This window comes from Candidatus Litorirhabdus singularis, assembly GCF_026262625.1.
Taxonomy (GTDB): domain Bacteria; phylum Pseudomonadota; class Gammaproteobacteria; order Pseudomonadales; family Halieaceae; genus Litorirhabdus; species Litorirhabdus singularis.
On record NZ_SHNN01000001.1, the window covers coordinates 220939 to 245793 of the forward strand.

The 24855-nt window shown below is 54.8% G+C and carries 21 protein-coding genes and 5 tRNA genes; 7 read left to right on the top strand and 19 right to left on the bottom strand.

What is annotated here, in order from left to right:
• Positions 1-333 precede the first annotated feature (333 nt).
• The 11 genes from rplA to EYC98_RS01095 form a co-directional block, all read right to left on the bottom strand.
• A complete protein-coding gene (gene rplA, locus EYC98_RS01045; protein ID WP_279243447.1) occupies positions 334-1029 on the bottom strand; it encodes a 50S ribosomal protein L1 in 696 nt (231 codons plus the stop codon).
• Positions 1029-1463: a 50S ribosomal protein L11 gene (rplK, locus tag EYC98_RS01050; protein WP_279243448.1), complete on the bottom strand. Its 435-nt coding sequence runs from the start codon at positions 1461-1463 to the stop codon at positions 1029-1031. Before rplK ends, rplA begins: the two co-directional genes overlap by 1 nt.
• A gap of 138 nt (positions 1464-1601) precedes the next feature.
• Positions 1602-2135, bottom strand: a complete 534-nt coding sequence (gene nusG / locus EYC98_RS01055) for a transcription termination/antitermination protein NusG (RefSeq protein ID WP_279243449.1) — start codon at positions 2133-2135, stop codon at positions 1602-1604.
• Between the two features lie 18 nt (positions 2136-2153).
• Positions 2154-2516, bottom strand: coding sequence for a preprotein translocase subunit SecE (gene secE, locus EYC98_RS01060; RefSeq protein WP_279243450.1), 363 nt, complete (start codon positions 2514-2516; stop codon positions 2154-2156).
• A gap of 48 nt (positions 2517-2564) precedes the next feature.
• Positions 2565-2640 (bottom strand) — tRNA-Trp (locus tag EYC98_RS01065).
• Positions 2641-2909: 269 nt separating this feature from the next.
• A complete protein-coding gene (gene tuf / locus EYC98_RS01070; RefSeq protein ID WP_279243451.1) occupies positions 2910-4133 on the bottom strand; it encodes an elongation factor Tu in 1224 nt (407 codons plus the stop codon).
• Between the two features lie 104 nt (positions 4134-4237).
• Positions 4238-4313, bottom strand: a tRNA-Thr gene (locus EYC98_RS01075).
• Between the two features lie 11 nt (positions 4314-4324).
• A tRNA-Gly gene (locus EYC98_RS01080) sits at positions 4325-4398 on the bottom strand.
• A 17-nt stretch (positions 4399-4415) separates the two neighbouring features.
• Positions 4416-4499 (bottom strand) — tRNA-Tyr (locus EYC98_RS01085).
• A gap of 273 nt (positions 4500-4772) precedes the next feature.
• Positions 4773-6335, bottom strand: coding sequence for an acyl-CoA carboxylase subunit beta (locus EYC98_RS01090; protein ID WP_279243452.1), 1563 nt, complete (start codon positions 6333-6335; stop codon positions 4773-4775).
• Entirely contained in the window at positions 6332-8299 is a 1968-nt protein-coding gene (locus EYC98_RS01095; RefSeq protein ID WP_279243453.1) for an acetyl/propionyl/methylcrotonyl-CoA carboxylase subunit alpha, read from the bottom strand. Before EYC98_RS01095 ends, EYC98_RS01090 begins: the two co-directional genes overlap by 4 nt.
• Positions 8300-8474: 175 nt before the next feature.
• On the opposite strand from EYC98_RS01095, the gene EYC98_RS01100 reads away from it, so the two are divergent.
• From EYC98_RS01100 to EYC98_RS01110, 3 genes are all read left to right on the top strand, one after another.
• Positions 8475-9386, top strand: coding sequence for a cation diffusion facilitator family transporter (locus tag EYC98_RS01100; protein WP_279243454.1), 912 nt, complete (start codon positions 8475-8477; stop codon positions 9384-9386).
• Positions 9387-9451: 65 nt separating this feature from the next.
• Positions 9452-12742, top strand: coding sequence for an AsmA family protein (locus EYC98_RS01105; RefSeq protein WP_279243455.1), 3291 nt, complete (start codon positions 9452-9454; stop codon positions 12740-12742).
• A 50-nt stretch (positions 12743-12792) separates the two neighbouring features.
• Positions 12793-13158, top strand: a complete 366-nt coding sequence (locus EYC98_RS01110; protein ID WP_279243456.1) for a VOC family protein — start codon at positions 12793-12795, stop codon at positions 13156-13158.
• Positions 13159-13257: 99 nt separating this feature from the next.
• On the opposite strand, the gene EYC98_RS01115 is transcribed toward EYC98_RS01110, so the two are convergent.
• From EYC98_RS01115 to EYC98_RS01125, 3 genes are all read right to left on the bottom strand, one after another.
• Positions 13258-13333 (bottom strand) — tRNA-Thr (locus EYC98_RS01115).
• 223 nt (positions 13334-13556) lie between these two features.
• The gene (locus EYC98_RS01120; protein WP_279243457.1) at positions 13557-14180 is read right to left on the bottom strand and encodes a VPLPA-CTERM sorting domain-containing protein; all 624 of its coding nucleotides are present in this window, start codon (positions 14178-14180) and stop codon (positions 13557-13559) included.
• Positions 14181-14532: 352 nt separating this feature from the next.
• On the bottom strand, positions 14533-15186 hold the full coding sequence (locus EYC98_RS01125) for a TetR/AcrR family transcriptional regulator (protein WP_279243458.1): 654 nt from the start codon (positions 15184-15186) through the stop codon (positions 14533-14535).
• 139 nt (positions 15187-15325) lie between these two features.
• Between EYC98_RS01125 and EYC98_RS01130 the strand changes: the two genes are divergently transcribed.
• On the top strand, positions 15326-16483 hold the full coding sequence (locus EYC98_RS01130) for a phytanoyl-CoA dioxygenase family protein (protein ID WP_279243459.1): 1158 nt from the start codon (positions 15326-15328) through the stop codon (positions 16481-16483).
• A gap of 90 nt (positions 16484-16573) precedes the next feature.
• On the top strand, positions 16574-17512 hold the full coding sequence (locus tag EYC98_RS01135; RefSeq protein WP_279243460.1) for a 2-hydroxyacid dehydrogenase: 939 nt from the start codon (positions 16574-16576) through the stop codon (positions 17510-17512).
• Positions 17513-17850: 338 nt separating this feature from the next.
• Here EYC98_RS01135 and EYC98_RS01140 read toward each other — a convergent pair whose 3' ends face one another.
• Positions 17851-18492 (bottom strand): PEP-CTERM sorting domain-containing protein, encoded by a 642-nt coding sequence (locus tag EYC98_RS01140; RefSeq protein WP_279243461.1) that lies wholly within the window; start codon positions 18490-18492, stop codon positions 17851-17853.
• 81 nt (positions 18493-18573) lie between these two features.
• Positions 18574-18921: a PEP-CTERM sorting domain-containing protein gene (locus EYC98_RS21690; protein WP_420887153.1), complete on the bottom strand. Its 348-nt coding sequence runs from the start codon at positions 18919-18921 to the stop codon at positions 18574-18576.
• A 664-nt stretch (positions 18922-19585) separates the two neighbouring features.
• On the opposite strand from EYC98_RS21690, the gene EYC98_RS01145 reads away from it, so the two are divergent.
• Both EYC98_RS01145 and EYC98_RS01150 read left to right on the top strand, forming a co-directional pair.
• Positions 19586-20965, top strand: a complete 1380-nt coding sequence (locus EYC98_RS01145) for an MBOAT family O-acyltransferase (protein ID WP_279243462.1) — start codon at positions 19586-19588, stop codon at positions 20963-20965.
• On the top strand, positions 20931-22037 hold the full coding sequence (locus EYC98_RS01150; RefSeq protein WP_279243463.1) for a hypothetical protein: 1107 nt from the start codon (positions 20931-20933) through the stop codon (positions 22035-22037). The genes EYC98_RS01145 and EYC98_RS01150 overlap by 35 nt, the downstream gene beginning before the upstream one ends.
• 59 nt (positions 22038-22096) lie before the next feature.
• Here the strand turns inward: EYC98_RS01150 and EYC98_RS01155 are convergent, their stop codons facing one another.
• From EYC98_RS01155 to birA, 3 genes are read right to left on the bottom strand one after another with little or no spacing between them, the layout of a single operon-like run.
• Entirely contained in the window at positions 22097-23086 is a 990-nt protein-coding gene (locus EYC98_RS01155; protein ID WP_279243464.1) for a hypothetical protein, read from the bottom strand.
• On the bottom strand, positions 23083-23823 hold the full coding sequence (locus EYC98_RS01160; protein ID WP_279243465.1) for a type III pantothenate kinase: 741 nt from the start codon (positions 23821-23823) through the stop codon (positions 23083-23085). The genes EYC98_RS01155 and EYC98_RS01160 overlap by 4 nt, the downstream gene beginning before the upstream one ends.
• Entirely contained in the window at positions 23820-24794 is a 975-nt protein-coding gene (gene birA, locus EYC98_RS01165; RefSeq protein WP_279243466.1) for a bifunctional biotin--[acetyl-CoA-carboxylase] ligase/biotin operon repressor BirA, read from the bottom strand. Before birA ends, EYC98_RS01160 begins: the two co-directional genes overlap by 4 nt.
• Between the last annotated feature and the right edge of the window lie 61 nt (positions 24795-24855).

Below are 24855 nucleotides of genomic sequence, written 5' to 3' on the forward strand. Positions count from 1 at the left end.
AATTGGTTAAAATTCGTAACATCTGACCACTTACAGGCTCAGGGTTGACAGCAGTTATGGGTAAGCTGCTGCGCCCCTGCGACCGTTATGTCGCCGGACACTACGTCCATCTGCGTAGGTTGGCATACCCACCGGGCAGCCTGATTAAGCTTTCGCACCTACGGTCTTTGATGGTCTTTAGCTAAGTCGACTCTGGGGCCTGTAGGCCACCGTATGTCTTGCCAGTCCAAAGACCTCAAAGATGATTGGAGTCACCGGTAAGTGACGGCCCAACCACGTGTTTCGCATCCTGCGAAACAACTTGAGAAGAAGCCCCTTGTGGGGGCTTCCCGATCAAATTTCCAATGAAGACTGGTCGATTGCCAGACCGGGACCCATAGTCGTAGACAGGGTCACTTTCTTCATATAAACGCCTTTAGAAGCTGCAGGCTTGCCCTTAATCAGGTCAGCCAGTACCGCCTCAAGGTTTTCCTTGATGGCGTTCACTTCAAAATCTATCTTACCGATACCGCCGTGGACGATACCGTTCTTGTCAGTACGATACCGAACCTGTCCAGCCTTGGCATTTTTCACCGCGGTTTCAACATCCGGGGTTACGGTGCCAGTTTTGGGGTTAGGCATCAGGCCACGCGGGCCCAAAATCTGACCCAACTGACCTACTACGCGCATAGCGTCGGGTGACGCAATAACCACATCAAAGTCCATCTCGCCAGCTTTGACCTTGTCCGCCAACTCTTCCATACCCACCAGCTCGGCGCCTGCAGCTGTCGCCTTTTCTGCATTTTCACCAGAGGTGAATACGGCAACGCGTACATGACTTCCGGTACCGTGCGGCAATGTAGTTGCTCCGCGCACACCCTGATCAGATTTCTTGGCATCAACGCCCAGGTTTACAGCAATTTCCAGAGTTTCGTTGAACTTGGCTCCAGTCATTTCTTTCAGCAAGCTAACGGCTTCATCCAGCGGGTATTGCTTGGCCGGGTCCACTTTTTCTTTGTTAGCGCGCATGCGCTTCGACAGCTTAGCCATTAGATGACTCCCTCTGTGTCAATACCGGCGGAGCGAGCGCTACCGGCGATGGTACGTACCGCTGCGTCCATATCAGCCGCAGTCAGGTCTGGCCATTTGGCCGTTGCTACTTCTTCCAACTGAGCGCGAGTCACTTTGCCCACTTTCTTGGTATTGGGAGTTCCGGAACCACTCTTAATGCCAGCCGCTTTTTGCAACAAAACCGAGGCGGGCGGAGTCTTACGGATAAAAGTGAAGCTGCGATCGGAATAAACGGTGATAACCACAGGAATCGGCAGACCCGGTTCCATGCCTTGGGTTTCAGCGTTAAACGCCTTGCAGAAATCCATGATATTCACACCGTGCTGACCCAATGCTGGGCCGACAGGCGGACTCGGGTTAGCCTGACCAGCAGGCACCTGCAGCTTGATATAAGCCTGAATCTTCTGAGCCATTGCTCTTTCTCCTTGGGTGCAAACGCCGTACTACTCTTGCGAGGGTCGGGCTCCCCTGTTGTTGACGGCACCAATGTGCCGCTTTGCGTTCAACTGTCTCAGCAGGCCGTGACCATGCTGTGAACAGCTACTAAATTTTTAGGCCTTTTCTACCTGACCAAATTCGAGCTCTACCGGTGTCGAGCGACCAAAGATCAGCACGGCAACCTGTAAACGACTCTTCTCGTAGTTAACTTCTTCGACAACCCCGTTGAAGTCATTAAAGGGACCGTCAACAACGCGCACCATCTCGCCTGGCTCAAACAGAGTCTTGGGTCTGGGAGCTTCAACACCCTCCTCAACACGCTGCAGTATCGCATTGGCCTCAGCCTCAGTGATCGGCGCCGGCTGGTCTGCTGTACCACCAATAAAACCCATGACTCGAGGTGTATCTTTCACCAAGTGCCAAGTGTCATCGTCCAATTCCATCTGCACCAGTACGTATCCGGGGAAAAACTTGCGCTCACTGCGCCGCTTTTGCCCACCACGCATCTCTACCACTTCTTCGGTAGGCACCAGAACATCACCAAAGCGATCTCCCATGGAGTGCAGTTCGACCCGCTCCTGGAGAGCAGTGGCCACTTTCTTTTCATAACCGGAGTAGGCGTGTACGACATACCAGCGCATTGACATTCGATACCTTCCTTACACCTATCCAATAACCAACGACACCAGCCAACCAAGCAGGGAATCTAAACCCCACAAAAGCAGTGCCGTCAAAAGAACGAAACCCAAAACGATAAAGGTGGTCTGCACGGTTTCTTGCCGTGTAGGCCACACTACCTTACGAATCTCAGTACGTGACTCTCGCGTCAGCACCCAAAATGCAGCGCCATGACTGGTCTGTAGCGCTATAAAAGCACCCACCAAACCCAGCGCCAGCAATGCCAGCACACGGTACAACAAGGATTCATCAGCGAAATAGCTGTTTCCATAGACGCCAACACCAACCAAGATGGCGACAACTACCCACTTGGCTGTATCCAGACTGCTACTTTTTGCTTCAGCGTTCATTCGCTATCACTACCTCTGGGCCTTTCACTAAACAACCCGCCATATATATGGCAGGCCAGGAGGGAATCGAACCCCCAACCTGCGGTTTTGGAGACCGCTGCTCTGCCAATTGAGCTACTGGCCTAACATTCTTTCGATCGAATCATTTCGACCCCACAACCACCTTCCAGCAGGGCCTCCACATACAACCACAACCCACTTCCTTCTTAGACGACGAAGCCGAGCTACGCTCGGCTGGACTTGGAAGAGGCTTCAACTGTCGTACCACCGGAACACTGTTCCGGCGAGATTGCCTTTGTTCTTTTGGTCGGATGGACTCGACCCTGTAACGCTTCTATCTGATGACCGAGAGGTCGAATCAATCCGACCACCCGATCGCTGCGACCCTCGATATTACTCGATGATCTTCGCTACAACACCAGCGCCAACAGTACGACCGCCTTCACGAATCGCAAAACGCAGGCCTTCTTCCATTGCAATCGGCGCAATCAACGTCGCTACCATTTGCACGTTGTCGCCAGGCATAACCATCTCAACACCTTCAGGCAATTCACACGCACCAGTTACATCCGTAGTACGGAAGTAAAACTGCGGACGATAGCCCTTGAAGAACGGTGTATGACGACCACCTTCGTCTTTCGACAGAATGTAGACTTCTGCCTCAAACTTGGTGTGCGGGTTAACACTGCCAGGCTTGGCCAGTACTTGACCACGCTCAACGTCTTCACGCTTGGTACCACGCAGCAGAACACCAACGTTCTCGCCAGCACGGCCTTCGTCAAGCAGCTTACGGAACATCTCAACACCGGTACAGGTAGTCTTCTGAGTGTCACGGATACCGATAATCTCGATTTCCTCACCAACCTTCACAATGCCACGCTCAACACGACCGGTTACAACCGTACCGCGACCAGAGATTGAGAACACGTCCTCAACCGGCATCAGGAACGGCTGATCAATCGCACGCTCAGGCTGCGGAATGTAAGCATCCAGAGTTTCAAGCAATGTCTTAACAGCTGTAGTGCCCAGCTCGTTAGTATCGTCGCCATTCAACGCCATCAGCGCTGAACCACAGATGATCGGAGTGTCGTCACCCGGGAACTCGTACATATCGAGCAGCTCACGCAGCTCCATCTCAACCAGCTCTTTCATCTCTTCGTATTCTTCTGACTCAGCGCCGCCGCAATCTTCAGCCAGCAGGTCAGCCTTGTTCAGGAACACGACAATGTAAGGTACGCCAACCTGACGTGACAGCAGGATGTGCTCACGGGTCTGCGGCATAGGGCCGTCAGTCGCGCCACATACCAGAATAGCGCCGTCCATCTGCGCAGCACCGGTGATCATGTTCTTCACATAATCCGCGTGTCCAGGGCAATCAACGTGAGCGTAGTGACGATCAGGCGTCTCGTACTCAACGTGAGAAGTCGCAATAGTAATACCGCGCTCTCTTTCTTCAGGCGCATTATCAATACCATCAAATGCAACCATTTCTCCGCCCCAGACTTCCGCACAAACGCGGGTAAGCGCTGCAGTCAGGGTGGTTTTACCGTGGTCAACGTGACCAATGGTGCCCACATTCAAGTGAGGCTTGCTACGTTCAAATTGCGCTTTTGCCATTTTGACAGTCTCCTACGCTCGCTTGCAGCTAATTCGAAATCCGAATTCTAGCCACGTTGTTAAAACTTTCTCTCTAACCACTTGCTTCGCACCCGCGAAAAAAGTGGAGCTCATAACCGGATTTGAACCGGTGACCTCTTCCTTACCAAGGAAGTGCTCTACCGACTGAGCTATATGAGCACTCAATTCGTTGGAGCGGGTAGCGGGGATCGAACCCGCATCATCAGCTTGGAAGGCTGAGGTTCTACCGTTGAACTATACCCGCCACGTTCCCAAAACTAATGGTGGAGGGGGGTGGATTCGAACCACCGAAGCTTACGCGTCAGATTTACAGTCTGATCCCTTTGGCCACTCGGGAACCCCTCCGAAAGGCGGCGTATTGTCCTTAAGCCCCCCTCCTTTGTCAACCGCTGTTGGCAATTAAATTGGGTCGACCAGCAGAATCCAAACGCCAGCCCCTGAGCCGCATAATCTCTGGCTTTGCGCGAGTTTGCCAGAAGCCAACAAGGCCTCACAATGACCCAACCAGAAACCATAGCCGTGCAACACCTGAGTAATCAGGGCGTTATAACTACAGAATATTGATGAACGAGGCCGTTATTCCGATGTTTTATGTCCAAATGCTGCCAGTAGGGCAGCTCAGGGTCGAAACCCAAAACTGACCGGAGTGGTCAGCGTCTGCAGCCGCGGCTGGATATCTTCCACCCACTGACACAACATCGGCCGGGTCTCACGCGGATCAATCAGATCATTCACAGCAAACGACTCCGCGGCGGGGTAAGGCGAGCGAGCTGAAGCCAACTGATCTTCCAATTCTTTGCGCTTTTGCTCCGGATTATCTGCCGCGGCAATAACACGGCGGAACGCAACGGCGACCCCACCTTCCACTGGCAGCGCGCCACTCGCCACCGATGGCCAGCTAAGGACATAGTTATCTGGCGCGAAATGAGCTGTGGTGGCGACGCCAAATGACTTATGCACCATCACGCTCGCCCAGGGCACCTGGGATGCCGCCGCTGCCAGGCAAGTTGCCATTCCGTAGCGAATGGTACCGGCACGCTCTGCCTCAGGCCCAATCATAAACCCGGGCTCATCAATGAAAGTGACAATCGGAATATGGAAACTGTCACAGGTCTCTATGAAGCGACGGGTCTTCTCAGCTCCGTCTGCGCTCATGGCGCCGGCAAAGAAGCGACAATCGTTCGCTAAAATACCCACGCTCTGCCCGTTCAAACGGGCATAACCGGTAATCAGACTGGGCCCATAGCTGGCGGAATACTCAAAAAAACTGTCCTGGTCTACCACACCTGCTATCAACTCATGCATATCGAAGGTCGCGCGACGGTCCCGGGGTACCAGCGACAACAGGGCGTTTTCACAACGGTCTACCGGGTCAGAGCAGGGCGTTCGAGGAGCGCTCTGCCACGCATGCTGGGGGAAGAAGCTGAGAAATGTGCGAATCTGCCTGAGCGCGTCGTATTCATCCACTGCCACATTGTCCACCACACCAGATAACAGATGCACCGCTGGTCCGCCCAACTCCTGCTTACTGAGACTCACACCCAGCGCTCGCTCCACCACCGCCGGCCCGGCGATCAGCACCTGCGCCGTCTCCTGCGTCATGACACGAAAATGTGAGGCTACCAACCGGGCGGCCGGCAGCCCCGCCACCGGACCCAACGCCGCCGACGCAATCGGCACTTTGCTCATAGCCTCAGCAATAATCTGCAGCCGAGGCTGCAGATGCGGCGGCTCACCTACCGTACGCGGCTGCTTTGGGTCGCCTCCGCCACCAGCCACACTGCCGCCGCCACCTTCCATAAGCCTTACCAGCGGGGCGCGCATATCAATGGCAAGATGCTCCGCATAAACGCTCTTACGATAACCAGCCGCATTAGGGGAACCCCCTTTGAGGGTAAAATCTTCACCCCCCACTACCACCGGGCGACCATTAATGGCGCCGGCACCCAATATGTAATTGGCAGGATCAAAATTCGCCACTTCGCCATCATCATCGAGCGTCGCTGCTCCGGCCATCGCTCCCTGCTCGCGAAAACTGTTCTCATCCAGCAACGCGGCAATCCGCTCACGCAGGGTTAATTTACCCAGCTCATGATGTCGGGCAATAGCTTCTGGCCCACCCAGAGCGCGAGCCAAGCGCCGCCGCTTGTTGATTTCGTCGACCTCTTTTTGCCAACTCATTGCTCGATCTCCTGTGGGGCTATATTCAGCAAAAGCTGGCCGCTGGCGATGATGTCGCCAGCACTGACTGCAACCGCCACTACTTGCCCGCCGACCGCTGCCTGCAAAGTACTTTCCATTTTCATGGACTCAATTACCACCAAAGCATCGCCACGCTCAACCTCCTGTCCGGCACCCACCAGCACTTCCAGAACTTGCCCCGGGCCATGACTGACACAAGCGCCGTCGGCAGCAGCGGCAGACGCGCTGCCAACCGCAAAAACCGCCTCCAGTCGCAGCGCACCGACGTCGGGTAGAAATACCCACATCGACTCTCCTGCCTGCACCACCTGTAGCCGATGACGGCTGCCATTTATCTCTAACAACAAGCCGTCGGCAGCAGCCTCAACCGCATGGGTGACCAACAATTCAGCGTCGGCAAACTGATAAACGCCAGCCTCCAGCCATTGCCATGCCACAACCTCCAGCCCCGCATCCGTGCGCCAATGACTCTGTCGTTGCAGTTGAAACCCACCCGGCCAGGGGCGCCTGTCTGCAGCCGGAGGATCGCGTCGAAAACGCCAGACGGTAGCGGCCGCCAGCAGCAGCTGTCGACTGGCCAAATCAAGCTCCGCAGCTGCCAACAATTCTGGCATCTGCTCCTCCACTACTGCCACCTGTAACCGCCCCGGATCGCCCCATGTTGGCGACGCCAATAGAGCACCAAGGAAAGCTTGATTAGTCTCTACGCCGGGTAGCCAAAGCCCTGCCAATGAGCGTTGTAGCAACGCCGTTGCCTGCGTTCGCTCAGGGCGATGCACGATCAATTTGCACAACAGACCGTCATAGTAGTGACTGACATTGACCCCGGCAGCAACCCCGCTATCCACCCGCAGACCAGCGCGCTGCTCACTGCTGAAAGCCAACACGGTGCCCGTACAGGGCGCAAAGTCTTGCCGTGGCCGCTCGGCATAAACCCGCGCCTCAATGGCATGCCCGTGGCAGTGAATATCAGCCTGTTCTAGCGCCAGAGGCTCGCCGCGAGCGACCCTGAGTTGCTGTTCCACAAGGTCAATGCCTGTAACCGCCTCTGTCACGCCATGCTCAACCTGCAACCGGGTATTCATTTCCAGCAAGTAGAAATCATCACCACTAACCAGAAACTCTACCGTCCCCACGCCCTGATAATCCACCGCCGCGGCCAATGCTAACGCGGCCCCCTGCAGGCGCCGCCGTAAATCATCACTCAGCTCTGGTGCCGGCGCCTCCTCTATCAACTTCTGACGACGTCTTTGCAGCGAACAGTCACGGTCGTACAAATGCACCAGGTTACCGTGCTGATCACCCAGCACCTGCACCTCGACATGACGCGCCCCCGTCAGTAATCGTTCCACCAGTAACTCTGAACTGCCAAATTGCCGCTTTGCCTGCTCCTGAGCGGCACCAATCTGAGCGCTTAAATCAGCGCTAGCGTGTATCTCGCGCATACCAATACCGCCGCCGCCAGCTGCAGCTTTCAGCAACAGCGGCAGCCCCAGCTCTTCAATATCGGCCAGCGCCGCGGCATCTGGCGCCTGCGGTAACGCCCGGGCTGGCACCACGGGCACTCCGTGTGCCAACGCCAATTCACGGGCACTAATTTTACTAGACATCGCCCGCATAGCCGCCACCGGCGGGCCGATCCATATCAAACCAGCCGCCAGCACGCGTTCAGCAAACTCTGGATTTTCCGATAACAATCCATAGCCTGGATGGACCGCATCCGCCCCGGTGGCAGCCGCAGCGGCCAAAATATTATCGATGTTCAGATAGGAATCTTCCAACGCCGCTGGGCCGATACAATGGCCTTGATCAGCCGCCTGCACATGCGGACTATCGCGATCGATTTCGGAGTAAACCGCGACACTAGCCAACTCCATAAGGCGGCAGCTCTTGACAATACGGAGCGCAATTTCACCGCGGTTGGCAATCAGTATCTTTTCCATATTCAAGCTGGACACTCAGGCGTTGAGGAGCCGCCTAGGTTACCATTAAGGTTCACCATTAAAAGCCCTGCGCGGACTAAGCTCGCAGCGGACAACAATGTATTCACAGCAGTTTTGCCAGCCAACGCACGGCGGAGTAACCTGAACATATGATCACCTGCAAGCGATATAGCCAATGAACCCCGTCTCCCATACGACGGAGGTCCGACTGCTTAAATGGGCAACTGCCGCGGCAGTGCTGACGGCCACCATACTCATTATGGCCAAGCTAGGGGCCTACATGGCCACCGAATCAGTGAGCTTGCTAGCCTCATTGATCGACTCCTTGATGGACGGCGGCGCCTCTTTGCTGAACCTGTTCGCCGTTCGTTACGCCCTCACACCGCCCGATGCAGAGCACCGCTTCGGCCACGGCAAGGCAGAGTCACTGGCAGGCCTGGCGCAAGCGGTATTTATCGGCGGTTCCGGTATTTTTCTGATCGTTGAAGCGATACAGCGGTTAATTAATCCCCAGCCACTGGAGCAGATTGGAGTTGGCATAGCGGTGATGTCATTTTCGATTGTGCTGACATCTGTGCTAGTGATATTTCAACGCTACGTCATCAAGCGCACGCATTCCACCGCCATCAAGGCAGACTCCTTTCATTACGCCACTGACATTGTCAGCAATGGGGCCATCGTGCTTGCCCTACTCATAGCCCAAATGGGCTGGTTCGGCATCGATCCCGCACTGGCGCTTATCATCGCGGTCTGGGTGCTCTACTGTGCCTGGAAAATTGCCAACGAAGCCCTGCAGGATTTACTGGATCGTGAGCTACCCACCCCACAACGGGATCAGATCATCAGCGCCGCCTGCGCCCACCCAAGCGTCCACGGGGTGCACGACCTGCGCACACGGGTATCCGGGCGCATGCGTTTTATTCAACTGCACATAGAGCTGGATGACTTTTTACCACTGCATCAAGCACATGTGATTGCAGACCAGGTGGAGGCCGCCATTCTCGAAGTGATGCCAGGTAGCGACGTAGTGATTCACCAGGACCCACTCAGCATCAACGATGAAAGGCAGGCTGAGTTTGACCTCTGAAGCTCACTGCGACTGTCACCGCTACGGCGATACATGGGGCCGACTGATATGCCAGTCAAAATAGCATGATAGGCAAGTTGATAGCCGCACTGATCCTGATACCGCTGCTGCTCCTCACAGCCAGTCTGACCATACTTCAGCTAAGCCCTGGCTGGCTGTTCAACCCGGCTCTGTCTGCCAGCGGACTACGCGCCGAGTATAGCGCCCTGAAACTGGACTTGATCAGCGGACACCTTGCTACTCGAGACCTGAGAATAGTGGAAAAGCGCGATGGTAAACCACTCTTGGACGTTGGGGCTTTTGACCTGACAATCCTGTGGCGCGAATTGCTTAGCATGGACAATAGCCGTGCGGTGTTAACCGCCAATGCGATCGAGCTATATCTGATCAGCGAGCCAACGGCTAACGTCAGCGAGGAACCCGGTATGCTCCCCGCCGATCTCTCGAGCTATCAGGGGCTGGTGCCAGGTAATATCGACATCAGCCAGCTAACCATCCATTGGGGCAGCCCTGAACAGGTAAATACTACAACCCTGACTACGCTATCAACGCAAGCGCTTGCTGACGGACAAGGCTTGGTGCTGGAGGTGACCGGGCAACAACTGGATATCCCGATCGAGATAACTGCCCGCCTGGATAACCCGCAGCTACTAGCCGACAATACCCGAAAATTCAGCTTCTCATTGCTTGCGCGAGCACCCACTCAGGCAGCCCAATTACAGCTTGATGGCGCCATTAGCGTTGCCTCCGGGAGCATTGATTACGATGCTGACATTGATTTCTCGCTCGCTAATAGCGCCACCCTGCTTGAACTGCTGGCGATGGAGTTTGACTTGCAGGGCACTACGTCCCTGCAGGGCCACTTGCGCGGCGACCTCCACCAATTGGCGCTTACTCGGGCAGACTTCAAGCTGGAGCACGCCGAACACTATACGGTTACTGCCGGCGGCGATCTCAATTATGCGTTTGCAGCAGTGCCGGAATTCGATCTATCGCTACAAGCCTCACTTGCCGATATAACATGGCTTGAGCAATTCAGTGAGGCGACACTGCCGCCGCTGGGCAGCACCCATGCCGGCGTTGCACTCACCGGTCCGCTCGATGATTTGCTGCTCAACGATATCTCATTGAACTCAGACGACGGTGCAGGTTTTACCATCGCAGCCCAGGGACAGCTCTATCTCAACCGCTTATTGGCCGGTGATTTTGGCGCCGACAGCAATCTGTCGCTGCGCATCGCGGCACCCGAGCTGCGACCTTTGGAGCCATGGCTAGGCACACTCCCTATCGACCCGGGCAACTGGACTCTGGAGGCGCAGCTACTCACCAACGATGGATTACTTGCGCTGCGTGAACTGCACCTGCACAGCGGCGACGCAGACAAGCTTGAGCTTACTTTAAGCGGGTCGGTTGGAGACCTCTCGGGAGTACTCGACGGAAAGGTTCAGGACATTAAAAAAATTGAGCTGGTTGCAGCTATAAACTCAGCCCACAGTAACACCCTGACCGACCTGATCGACATCGGCGAGCAGGAAATTCCAGAAGTTGGCCCGGTGGCTGCCAGCGCTGTAATTTCCGGGACGACGGCCCGGCTTTTGGTCACGGCGCTTGATGTCAAAGCGGGGCGCACAGCCGACACGCAACTATCAGTGTCCGATGGCTTTCTCTCCATGATTCCGCTGCCAGAGTTCAGCCTACTGGAACTTACGCTGCCACTGGCCGCATCACTTTCAAGCACGAGCGAGCTGGCGGGCATCATTGATGACGTGGTTGCGGACCTGGGCGCGGTTGAAGTTAATGCCGTTTTGCAGCAAGACCCCAATGGCATGCAACTCAATAAACTGGCGCTACGCTTACACCGCAACAATCGCACCCTGCTGACCGTGCAAGGCTCCATCGCGAACCTCGAAACGCTGGCGGGCTTCAACATTGAGGGTTCTCTCAGCGGCCTGGAAACAAACCGCCTTATCGAATCTATACTGGATCAGGACTTCCCCCAGTTTCAGGCCGGGAGTTTATATGGACAGTTCAGCCTGGCCTACAATTCCGGAAGCCTGCACATTGAGAATCTGGATATACATAACCAAGGGGCGCCAAAAGTAGAGTTTCGCATCCGCGGCGAGGCTCAGTTTGATGATCAGGTCAGCGCCATCGATATGCGCCTGGACACCAATATCACCGATACAGTCTTGTTAGAACAGCTCAATGGCGTAACTGTGCAACGCGTGCGGACCGCCATTGATGTCGCTAGCAACAACAACAATATTGAACTGAAAGGATCGCTGACCGTCGGCGAAAGCGTTATCACCTCGGACCTGCAGCTGGCTGTAGACAATATGAAATTGACGCAACTCAATGGCAGCCTATCTTCACCAGAGCTGCTGCTGCGCGACTTTGGCCTGGATCAGGCTCTTGAGAAGTATGCCGAGGCCGACAGCGACAAGATGGATACGGCGAAGCCGCCGAAAAGCGGCTTTGACCCGCAACAACCGCTACCGCTGCACCTACTGCCAGACACGGAGATCGACATTAACATCAGCGTCGCCGAGATCAACGGTAAAGAGCCACTGGCCAAGAACTTCAAGGCCCATATCACAGCTGCAAACCAACGTTGGGCTATCGAATCATCCCAAGTCAATTTGAGCAACGGCTTCGTTGAGCTAGCGGCGGCACTCGAGACCGCAGGGGTCGAACCCATTTGGAGCGTCAACGGTTTGGTTAATGATCTAAAACTGCGGCCACTCATAGAAGAATTCGGCGGCGGCACTAATGTGCGCGGCGACGCCCATGCGATACTCGACATTCAGGTTAAGGGCGACACCCCCGCAAAAATGCCAGCAACATTAGGAGGTACCGGGGGGTTCGCGCTAGAGGATCTGCGCATCAAAGGCGCTGCTTACGACCAGCTGGCCACCGACACCGTGGCCTGGTTCCTGACCGGCGGAGTACTCAGCGAGGAGACGCATTTTAGTTGCTTGCTCGGGGAATTTGACTTCGGCGAGGGCATTGCCAAAAGTAGAGTTATCTTCGCCGAGTCCGAGCATTTGATTGCGGGTGGGAAAGTCAGCCTCGACCTGAACACCATGATGACCAAAATCAGCATCACACCTCGCTCTAAACGACGCAGATTTCAGATACCGGGCACGCTTGAAATCACTGGTCCACTGAACGACCTGAGTATTTCAACATCCCCCATCAGCACTGGCGTAGACACCTACGTGCAGGCAATAACCCTTGCACCCAATGTGGCAATCAAAATCTTTGACAGGACTGCGCGATTCCTGAGCGACAGCGACGATAAAGCTGTAGAAAAGGAACCTGACCTTTGCCAGCAAGCTATTGCTGCCGTCCGCTAGCGCGCTACAACAGCAGTGATAATAGCCACTAACACAAATGAGGAACTCACATGATTGATCATATCGGCATCAAAGTCTCAGATATGTCACGCAGCAGAGCTTTCTATACCGCGGCTCTGGCTCCGCTGGGGTATTCGTTACTGATGGATCACGGCATATCCGGCGCCGGCTTTGGACAAGCCATGAAACCCGACTTCTGGCTTCAATCCGGTACCCGCAGCGGACCTATACACCTGGCGTTTGCCAGCGAGGACCGTGCGGTAGTGGACGCCTTCTACCATGCAGCCATGGCGGCAGGCGCCACCGACAACGGCGCCCCCAACCCAAGACCAGAGTATCACCCCAATTACTACGGCGCCTTTGTGCTAGACCCGGATGGCAATAACCTGGAAGTGGTCTGTCACTCGGCACCATAAGCGATGGCGTTTTAGGGATAGACCCTACTCGCGGCGCTATGCTCCGACAGACGATAACGAACGAGACCCCAAAGGGTAAAAACAGTATTCTTCGAAAAATGGAGCTGGCGACACGAATCGAACGCGCGACCTGCTGATTACAAATCAGCTGCTCTACCAACTGAGCTACGCCAGCCCTGAGCAGAACAGACCCGCTGGAGGAGTCCCGTTCAAAGCGGGCGCAATTCTAGACAATGTGCTATCGGTATGCAATCAGTTGCGGATGTATTTTTGTTCGGAGCTGTCGAACTGCCAATGAGTACACAGTTGCGGGGGGCAATCAGGGTACTGCGCAAGGACAGGAAGTCGCTGGGATGAACGCTTAGCCGATGAAAGGGGGATTCTCATATTCTGCTGGCTTAGCTTCTCTTGCGCTTGATCGCACCAAGACCAAGCAGTGCTGAACCGAACAGCCATGCTGCGGCTGGGAGCGGAACCTCTGGCACTGAAACGATATAGCTCCCATAAGGCTGAATGTTGGCCAGAGTGTCGCTTATAGTGATCACTCCATTGGTTTCGTACACAGTAGGTCCCCAATCAGTTTGGTATGCACCCAGAGCCGAGTGGCCGGGACCGCTAACGGTCGCTGTTATGCCTGAGACACCATAGGGATAATCCCAGGCTGCGTATATATTCCAGGTGTTGCCCAACTGGGTCGCAGCTGTTTGTACATTGGCATCCCAATCCGGTACCGATGTGGCGGCGCCAGTTGATAGATCGATATCGAATTTTAGCCAAAGGTCTTCAACTTCGGCATCGGTGGCGTATCGAAAACCTTCAAACTGACCGCCAATTCTAAACTCATGGGTAACGGCATCAAAAGTCGCTCCATAGGTCGCGGTAAGATTAAGCCAGTTAAGGCCAGTTTCCGTATCGTGGGTAATAAGGTTATCCCCAGTACTTTGCCAGTCTTTACTGACTAACGCGGCATTGGAGCTGATGGATATTGCAGCGAGAACGAGTGTAATAAGAAAATGTCTCATTAGTGCTCCATTGGCTAGCTGATTTCCAGTTGCAAAAATCAAGCATAATTTGGGCCAGATGTAGCAAATGCTTGATATAAAACGCTTTTCTAATTTCTTCTCAGGTGGGAAACGTGCGGAGTGTAAAATAATCTGACACTTTCATGAGGATTGTTTGACCAAGGCTGAAATAGGAGTGTTACTCAAACTGTCGGCTTTCGCCTAAAGGCAGGCATCGCGACATCTTGTGATCTGTCCGATGCAAGTTCTCGTATTGCCGACATGGGCTCTGAACCTATTTAAATGGGCTCTGACCCCTTATTTATGATCCCTTATTTAGGTGGGTCCACCATCTTTAAGGTTTTTCGCTGTGTTAGTGAGACAACTGATCTATTCGCTTACAGATTCGCTGGTGTAGCTCCGGAGTTGCATCTGCGGCGAACGTAATCAGCATGCCGATCAGCGCCTGTTGCCGGTACTCCGCCAAATCAATGTAGCCACTGACCCAGTCCTGCCTCGCGAGTCGCTGGGAACCAAATAACTGTTGAGCCAACCAGCGGCTGTCCACGCGGCCCAGCCGATATCCGTGCTCAAGGGCACGATCACAGAGTCGCTCTGCTACCTTGATGGACTTTCGGAATACACCATCATTCATTTCATGCTCAAAGAGCCCGAGGCGCTCTCCTCCCAGGAACGCCGCCCTGTAGAACACTTCGTCGGACCCGTAGAGCGACAGGAGGCTATCGAGGAACGCCTCTGATGCATCTATGGGGTCCACCAGCTCGGGCTCAGCAAGCACTTCATCAATGCGATCGACGAGTCCGCGGAACAGCGCGAGAACGATATCGTTCTTTTTCCCTAGCAGGTTGTGCACGGTCGGGATGGTAACTCCGGATCGCTCGGCCATTTTGCTGATAGTAAGGGCGTCAAACCCCTCCTCGGCGATCAGGCTCCTGGCGACCGAGAGTATTTTCTCCCTGCGACGTTCCTTATTTGCCTGCCGTGTTGCCTGCCCCTTAGCAGCCACAATGTTCCCCTGGTAATCTGATCGACTAGATATTGACACATAATTTTACTATTAGTAAAATTTTACTATCAGTAAAATATGAAAAGCAATTACGGCTACTACTCGAGCGGACGATGCGTTGATGAAACGACCAGACTACATGGATTCAATTGAAGCGTGTGCGGCACATTATGGTGATGATGCCCAGGCAATGCGGACGTATCTGCTCACCGGGCATGAACGCGCAATGCAGCTGGACAATCGGGGGCCCATCTCCTTCGACAGCAACAGAAAGCTCGACTCTCGGATTGTGGAGGCCTACAAGACGTACGGGTTTTACGTTTTCACCGGCGTTCTAAAAGCTGAAGAACTCCAAGACATTGAACAAGATCTCGAAGCCCTCAAAAAGCGGTTCCCAGTTGGCCCCGGGGGAAAGTTTGCAGCCAATGGTGCACCCGCACTTGGCGCTGACTGCACAGCACCGACACTGGTCTGGTCAAAGCCTCTGGGCGATCCCCTGGGCGGCTCAACATTAGCCAATGGTAGGCATCAGGTAAAGCTTCACGAACCTAAAGCCGCAGACGACGCGCCCGAGATGGCGCCCTTCATTCTGCTTGGCTCCCTACAGTTCTCCGAAACCTGCCTGCGGGTTTACGGACACCCGCAGTTATTGAAGGTTGCCGAAGAGATCAATGGAAAAGACTTCGCACCCTTCAATGAAACGCTGTTCATCAAGGAGCCCGGTATCGGTGCCGCAGTATCGTGGCATCAGGACGGCACAACTCATTGGGACAGCGAAGACTTTGATCAAGATATTCATGGTTTCAACTTTATGGCCCAGGTCTATGGAAGCACTGCCGTGAACGGCGTCTGGGTTCTTCCGGGGAGTCATAAAATCGGAAAAATAGACATCACAGAACTGGTCAGAGAGTCAGGTAGCGAGCGCATCAAGGGAACAGTCCCTCTCGTCTGCGGAGCCGGCGACGTGATCATGTGCAATCGCCAACTTGTTCACGGGTCCTTCGCCAACACAGGTTTCGAGCCCCGTATCACGGTCAATATGGGCTTCCACCGGCGAAGCTCGGTTCTTAATGTGATGGGTGCTGGCACCCACAACGATGCGCAAGTTTTCGACGACGCAGTCATCGCGAAGCGTTCTGAGGTTATTGGCTACGCCATCGACGCGCGAAGGCAACGTTTTCCCCACGAAGCGCCCTATGAGTATCAGCCGTTCCTCGAGCAAGGACTGGACTACAAATGGAAAGCAGAAGCAAAGGCCGTCTTGCACGACTATAACGCCCTTGATTTGAGCATCTAAAGCCGACCAGATAAGAACATAGTTATCCAAGGACGACGCCGTAAGCGGGTCAATGCACCTGCCCTTAAACTATCCAAACACGAGCTGCTAATGTCAGAATCCGTAGGCGTTCTCGCCATGCACCCGCAAATGCACAACTTGTTCCCCAAACCGCCACGGCGCTGGCGCTGGATTACTGGTGAAGGAGATGTCAACGACATCATTGATGAACACGGTAGCGAGGTGGAGGTTGTTCTCTCAGCCAGCATTGAGAAACTGGACAAGGACATGCTGTCGCGTTTTCCCAGATTGAGGATGATTGCCTCGATCTCGGCGGGCTTCAGCAATATTGACCTCGAAGAATGCCGCTCGCGTGATATCGCGGTAACCAATGCGCCAGGTCTCAATTCTGGCGATGTCGCTGACCTGGCGGCTACAATCCTGACAAGCCTGCTATTACGCTTACCTCAATCGCAGTCGTACATTCTGAACGACCAATGGGTCGCACCGGCCGGCCCTCTGCGCCACTCACTTCGAAATACGCCTGTGGGCATCGTGGGCCTTGGCTCAATTGGTCAGGAGGTTGTGAAGCGATTGACGCCTTTTGGGCTGGACCTGAAATGGTGGGGGCCCAGAGCGAAACCGGACGCAGTCATTCCCTATATCGACACCCTCGAAGAGCTGGCTGATCAGTGCCTCGGGCTGGTCATCTGCTGCCGACCGGACGCGTCAAACAGACACCTGATCAATCAAAACATTCTCGATCGACTTGGACCAGACGGTGTACTTGTAAATGTATCGCGAGGCAGCGTCGTCGATGAAACCGCATTGATCGACGCACTCAAATCACGTCGATTCGGCGCTGCGGGGCTCGATGTATTCGACCCCGAACCAACCAGCAGCGATCATTGGTCCGACGTTCCAAACGTGATCCTGACCCCTCATCAGGGCGGCTCGACCTACGAAACGCTGTTCGCACAAGCGCAGGTCGCACAATCCAATATTGAGAGTTTCCTCGACGGCAAGCCACTGCAAACGAGTGTGCTCTAGGCTGGAGGAATAGTCGCGCAGGCCACGCAATAAACGATGTCGCGGCAAGAAGTCACGCTAGCGCACACTGGATTGCTCCCCGAGTGTTATTTCTTAATCCCCGGTCGCACGCAGATCTCGCTCGCGCTGCCTGCAACCCCCAGCTGCATAGTGCGACAGCGGTCTGGGAGGGGGGCGAGGGAGAGGCTGATAGTTGGTACGGAAGCGTTTTGAATAGGGGTGGCCAGCTGACCAGCAAAGCAGTGAGCGGGTCCGCTTTCGCCTATTTTGAGACATTAGATACTCAAATCACAGGCATAAAAAAGTCCACCGAAGTGGGCTTGCATCAGGAGTTCTGTTTACGCTTTCTTGCGCTTAGACCAGCCAAGGCCGGCGAGCCCGAGGCCGAACAGGGCGAGGGTTGTTGGCAGCGGGATATATGTAGCGTTGGCCGGCCCCCATCTTAGGTCGATCAACCCACCGTCTGAGGCTGGGAAGCCGCAGCCGGCGAACTTACAGAATGCGTTCGTGGGGTCTGCATCCACGATGCCGGAACCCAAGCCAAAGAGAGCCGCCCCGGTATCGGTGAACGCATCCCCAGAACCACTCACTGTTGTGCCACCAAGCCAATAAGTGGCGTTAGCGAGAAGTGTAAAGGCGTCTATTGAGACAAAACGCCAAGCGTCCTGGAGAAATGCGGACGTGCCCGACCCGACGGTTACACTTCTTTCCAGTGTGGTGCTGCTGCTCCAAAGCTCCACGGTATGAGCAATAGTTAAGCCATCACCGCCCGCATCTTCGAAACCCAGATAATTGATAAGGACATCGCTACCGCCAACTGTAAATTTTGTTCCAACAACACCGGTGAAATTATCCCTGGCCCCTGCTGACGTTCCGTCGTAGGTCAGCACCGTGGCCTGAGCGGAGCTGAAGAATCCAGCAACGGCGAGAGTTATAATGACTCTCACCCAATTCCGGGAAATTATGGATTTATTATTCATTTTCAATACTCCGATTCGAAATCATTTCGTATACCCAGATGGGCTTGATCGGGCTAACGTTACACTGGCAGTCAGCTCTTGCTAAACCTTGGCACCACGCTTTCGGCGATTTATCCCCAGGCTGATCAAACCCAACCCGAGCAGGGTTAGGGTTGTCGGCGCAGGTACGGGGGCGGCATCGCGTACGAACCACGCGCCAATATCATTACGAGTGTATGTTGTCGGGTTATTGTCATCGGCACGCGCGGTGTCCCCATATCTATGGACGGCCTCATCGTAAAGAGTAGCGTGATATGCGTGTGCTGCTCCGTTAGGGTAGTCAGGGGTCATACTAACGGTGGAAACCCATCCCCCAAGGGCGCGTCCACGAACACTCATACCAGCTGGGCGAAAATCTGAAAGGAACATAGGTGCCCATGTCGAATCCATCTCCGACAATCTGTAAAAATCGTGATTAGAAGCATTTTCTGCGGGGATAGGTTCAGTCGTATATATCTCGAATAACGCGAGGACTTGATCGAGGGATGCCCACGTCCAACCATCGAGGGAGTAGCCCCTAATCTCACTGGTGCTTGAACAGTCGCCGTTAGGGCATTGATCATTTACTTCTCCCCAGCTGACATACCCGAACAGAGCGGCCTGCGCCCACTCCTGATTGCCGACGACGACGGTGTCAGTAATGGGATTGGGAATGGGTATCGCGTGGGCTGGTAAGACAGAAGCTAAGATAGATAACAGGAATGCGCAGCGTAGTAATTTTATTTCTCATCCTTGAGTTAATAGTTCTCTTTTATGTAAAGCAAAATGTATGCCAATAAATAAAACTTAAATAAAAACAAAGGTTTATTACTTTTATACTAGACACCTAAATCGAAAGTCTAAAAAAACCTGACACTTATAGCCCCTAGTTATATGTGGTTATTCACATAACGTCGCATGTGAGGTGAAAGCGGACACCAGGCTGCGCCAATACAGCTCCAAAAGATCGTCCCACTGTCCAGCACGGGCGGGCTTTGCTATGGTTGCCGCCGATCATCCTCTTCACCATTAAACTATAAGGCTGACGGCGCGCCTGCGGCGCAATACCCTGACAATGCTTTTCAATTCATATCAATTTATCGCGTTTTTCCTGCCAATCGCCCTGATCGGCTATTACTACGCGGCCGACAATCGGCAGCTACGGCTGGGTTGGCTACTGCTGACGTCGCTTTGCTTTTACGCCTACTGGGACTGGCGGTTTTTGCCGCTGTTGCTAGCTTCAATAATCATTAACTGGCTACTTTCGCGCCGCATTGGCTTCAATAGTCCACGCCTGCTCGTATCTTTTGGAATTGGCTTCAACCTGCTCTTAATTGGCGTCTTTAAATATCTGGATTTTCTGGGCTCATCACTTGCCTATGCGGCAGACACTGCATACACGCCTATTGGATTAATCCTGCCTCTGGGCATCAGCTTTTTCACATTTCAGCAAATATCCTATCTGCTGGATAAAAGCAGAAATCAGGCGCCCGACTACTCACTGCTGGACTACGCGGTCTACGTCAGCTTCTTCCCACAGCTGATCGCCGGACCGATTGTGCGCCACAGCGAAATCATTCCCCAGTACCACAAGTCACCTCGGCGCCCTGACATCTATCACCATATCGGTGCGGGGCTTGTCTTGTTTGCTCTGGGGCTGGCCAAAAAGACTCTGATTGCAGACGAACTGGCAACCACCGCAACCCCCCTGTTCGACCTCGCAAGTGCAGGCCAAACCCTGTCCTTGGGTGAAGCCTGGAGTGGCGCCTTTACCTACTCCCTGCAACTGTATTATGACTTTTCCGGTTACTCCGATATGGCCATCGGACTGGGACTGATGTTTGGCTTGCAGTTCCCGGTCAATTTCAACGCGCCCTACCGAGCCACAGACATTCGTGACTTCTGGCGGCGCTGGCACATGACACTGTCACGGTTTCTGCGCGACTACCTGTATATCGCCATGGGTGGCAACAAGCACGGACAAACTCGACTGCTGTGCGCACTACTGGTAACCATGCTCTTGGGCGGACTTTGGCACGGGGCTGGCTGGACCTTTGTAATCTGGGGCGGGCTGCATGGACTTGCTCTGGTCGTGCATCGGGGCTGGAGTAGCAAGGTAACCATGCCCTCTTGGCTGGGCTGGATTATGCTGGCCCTGTTTTTGGCTTTTACCTGGGTACTGTTTCGCGCGCCTGATCTGACCACTGCCGTCGCCATCTGGCAGTCCATGCTGGGCTTAAACGGCTTTGATATTCAACGACTGGATTCATCGACTCTCAACTTCTGCGCCGCCGTCTTCCTGTTGGCCATCTTCGGTCCCACCAGCCAGAAATTGATAACTTACTCTTTGCGGCCACGCCGCATTTACGCGGTGATGACTTCACTGTTTATCTTTTATCTAACGCTGAATATTGCAAACGATGGTTATACCGAGTTCCTCTACTTCCAGTTCTGAGGCTGCCCTGTGGCGCCGCTTCGTTTCGCTCTCGCTGGCCACGCTGGTGGGCTTGGCCGCAGTCAGTTATGGCTTTGTGCTGCTTATGGACCCCTACGACAGCCTGCCGTTTTCGCTGCCTATCGACAGAGTTCAAGTAGCCGATCAGCAACGCCTTTTCTACCCGGCGCTAGCGCGTCGCGACAACTTTGACAGTGCCGTCATCGGCAACTCCAATATACGTTTGCTGCGCCCCGACCTACTGAATGATGCCACCGGCGGCCGCTGGGTCAATTTGGCGATTAACGCCGCCTCATCCTGGGAGCAGGAGCAGGTATTCAATCTATTTCTGTCACACCACCCACAGCCTCAACACATTCTAATTGGCATGGACTATCTGTGGTGTTACCAGCGCTACGCCGACCGCAAGTTCGTCGGCGCCACCCGCGAGCAGGACTTTCCCGCCTGGCTCTTCGACGAAGTCGCTGCCAATAATCTACCGCCGCTGAACCTGGGCAGTATCGAGCATAGCTGGCTCTTACTGCTGCATATTGCGGGCATCAAAACAGCGGAATTTGGCAGCAATGGCTACACGGTATTCACCGACCCGGATGAAGAATACGATGTGACCGAAGCACGGCGTGAGATCTACGGCAGCGGTAAACCCAAACCCATAGTCCCGGTTACGCCCCCGATAGCTCTGACAAAAGAGCAACGTAGCGCCCTGAATATACCAGCCCTGGAACGCCTACAACGGATGCTGGAAAAATTGCCCGACAGCACCAGCACCACACTCATGTTTGTGCCCTATCACAGCTATTATCAGGCGCGGCCGGGATCTCGACAAGCAGCACTCTGGAACGAATGCAAAGCCCGAGTCAGTGCCATTGCCACACATCGCGGCAACACACGGGTACTGGATTACATGTTACAAACCGATATTACTGCCAAAGACAGCAACTACTGGGACTACAAGCACTACCGAGTTTCTGTAGGAAACATCATCTCACGGGAAATTGGCAGTGCTATCAATGCCAAACCGCCCACCGGTAACTACAAGGTCCTGGTCACCGCCAAACACCAGCACCCATAGAAGTCATGCATCAGTGCTAACCAAGCACAGGTATGGCCATGCAGGAGCCCGCGTCAGCCTCAGTTAACCGCCGGGCACTCTATTTTTTGGGCCACTGCGGCAGGCAATTGAGTGATCACCGCGCTCTCACGCAGCGCGACCAATCCAGTTTCTGTCAACCTCAGCCAGTGGCTTTGCCTTGTCTCTTTAGGTCGTAAATAGACCTCTACTTGATAGCCCTCTTCACGCAGAGGCTCCGCCACTTTAAGGGCACTGGACTCCAATGAATACAGACCCAGAGACAGGTTGCCGTCCAACGGGCCACCGCTAATAACGTAACTGTCGACGCCACGAGCCGACAGATTCAACTGCAGTCTCTGCAGCTTGGATATACTGTCTGAGCCAAGATAAACCCAATAATCGGCACTGACTACAATGTCTTCGGTACGCTGCGTGGGCGTCAGGCCCTGTGCACTCAAGGCTGTCACAACCTGCTGTAGCTGATATTCATCCAGAGGACCGTACTCCCAACACTGCGCCGGTGCTGGCGCTGCTTCCACCAGCGCGGGGACTGACTCAGACTCTGGCGGCTCAGCTGGCTCAGCTGGCTCAGCAAAATAAACTGCAGAAACAGTAATTTCCTGCAGCACTCCCGCACCCACTGCCAGCAGATCATCAGCAACTTCGGTAGCGTCGGAAATAATCGGAGCAACTTCCTCTACACCGATCGGCCTTGCGGTAACCACGATATCCTGCAGTACGCTGGGCGCCAACGCTGCGTCACCTGGCGGAGTCTGCTCAAACTCACCGGCCACCGACTGCTCATCGTCTATCGGCGCCGGCAGCTCGAAGGTAGAGCCCTCGGTTACTGCCGGACCAACAATAGCCCGACGCATTGCGGCGACTTTCGTAGGCGGTAATTCAGACACCAGCACCAATGTATCAATACCAGACGCGGCCTGTAATGGCGCAGATGGTGCCGGGCGGGTAGTCAGCGCGCCGAACCAGAAAGCCGCCGCGTTGGCGACTACCAGCAGTAGCAAGACCCAGATCCAGGCAGCGCGGCTCAAGCCGATGCTCCCAGTCCGGACTCAGCGCCCAGCAGTAGCAGCCCATCCAGCACTAAATCTACCTCTACAGTGCCACCCAGCCCCAGACACGCGCATAGCAGAGCACCATTGCCGCCACTGAACACCAGTTCACAGTCGCCGCTAACCTGCTCCAGTGCCAACCGTATTGCTCCCGCCTGAGATAACAGCAAACCATTGTATACCGCGGCCTCTGTTGAACGCCCCGGCTCCAGGCGATCGCGCGGCGCAGTGCCAAAACGAACCCTATCTGTGTCACTCAACAATGCCCGCTCCATAGAATCCATGCCGGGCAAAATATAACCGCCGAGATGTTGTCCTGATGCTGCCACAAAATCGATAGTCAGGGCACTGCCAGCATCGATGACCGCAACCTGCTGCCGCCGCGAATGCCACGCCCCCAACATTGCCAGCCAGCGATCCACTCCCATGCGCCCAGGCTCAACATAGCTATTCTGTAAACCCAGTACCTGTGCGCTGGACTCAGCAAACCAGGGCGTCAGCCCCCAACGCTGCTGACAGGCTTGTCCCAGCTCCGTCGCTATCGACTCACCGGCAACGCTGGCGACCCAGACGGCGGCGGGCGTTATCGACGTGGGTATCGTCTCTAACAGCATCGCAATTTCTGCACGCGGATGATCGCCGCGCTCCAGCATTTCAGGGCCATTGCCAAAGCGCCACTTTACGCGAGTATTGCCAATATCAATCTGCAGTATCACGAGGCAGGCCTCAAGCTTACCTCACCACCGTGAATCGCTCGCACGCTGCCCGCTACCTCTAACAATAGCGCGCCGCTGGTATCGATACCTCTGGCGGTGCCAGCTAGTCGACTATCGCCGCTGGTGACAATGACCGGGCTATCGGCGTGCGCATCCAGCGCCATCCAGGGTTCACGCCAGGGCGTAAAACCCTGCTCTGCAAAGCGTGGCAGCAAGGGTAGTAATTCATTGAGCAGGGCACTCAGTAGCTGGTTACGACCAACGCTGCCAGTGGCGGCTGCAGTCACATCCGTCCAGGCCTGATCAATCTCCGCTGCCGCCAGCTCAGGCATACGCACGTTCAAGCCAACACCCACCACCACCTGACAGCTACCCGCCGCATCCCCGACCATCTCAATCAGGATACCGCCGAGCTTGGCGCCGCCGTGCAGCAGATCGTTTGGCCACTTCAATGCTACGTCAGCAACGCCACAGCGATCTAGCGCAGACGCCACCGCCACCCCCACCGCAAGACTCAGGCCTTCCAGCGCTGCTGCACCACCGGCAAACTCCCAGGCCAGTGACAAATAGATATTACTGGCAAACGGGCTCACCCAACTGCGTCCACGCCGACCGCGCCCCGCGGTCTGTTGCTCAGCCGTGCACACCAGCCCAGACCCCGGGCCCGCCTGCAGCCGCCGTAGCAGCTCAGCATTGGTGGAATCTATTGCGGTTACAATCTGCAGCTCGCGCAATAGTGCCAGAGTTTCAGGTTCCAACGCAGCGCGAATCTGCGCGTCATCTAGCAATTCTATGCCGCCAGCAATGCGGTAGCCCTTGCCACGGACAGACTCAGCCGTCAGACCCAGCGCCTGCAGTTTGCCCAATTGCTTCCATACAGCCGTGCGACTGATTCCCAGTCGATCTGCCAACTCCTGTCCGGAGTGAAATTCACCATCCGCCAATAGCGCCAGCGCTTCTGTCTTTGCCATGCAATCGTTCCCATTGCCGATGCGGCGCATGATACCAAAGAAAGAACCGCTAACGCTGCTG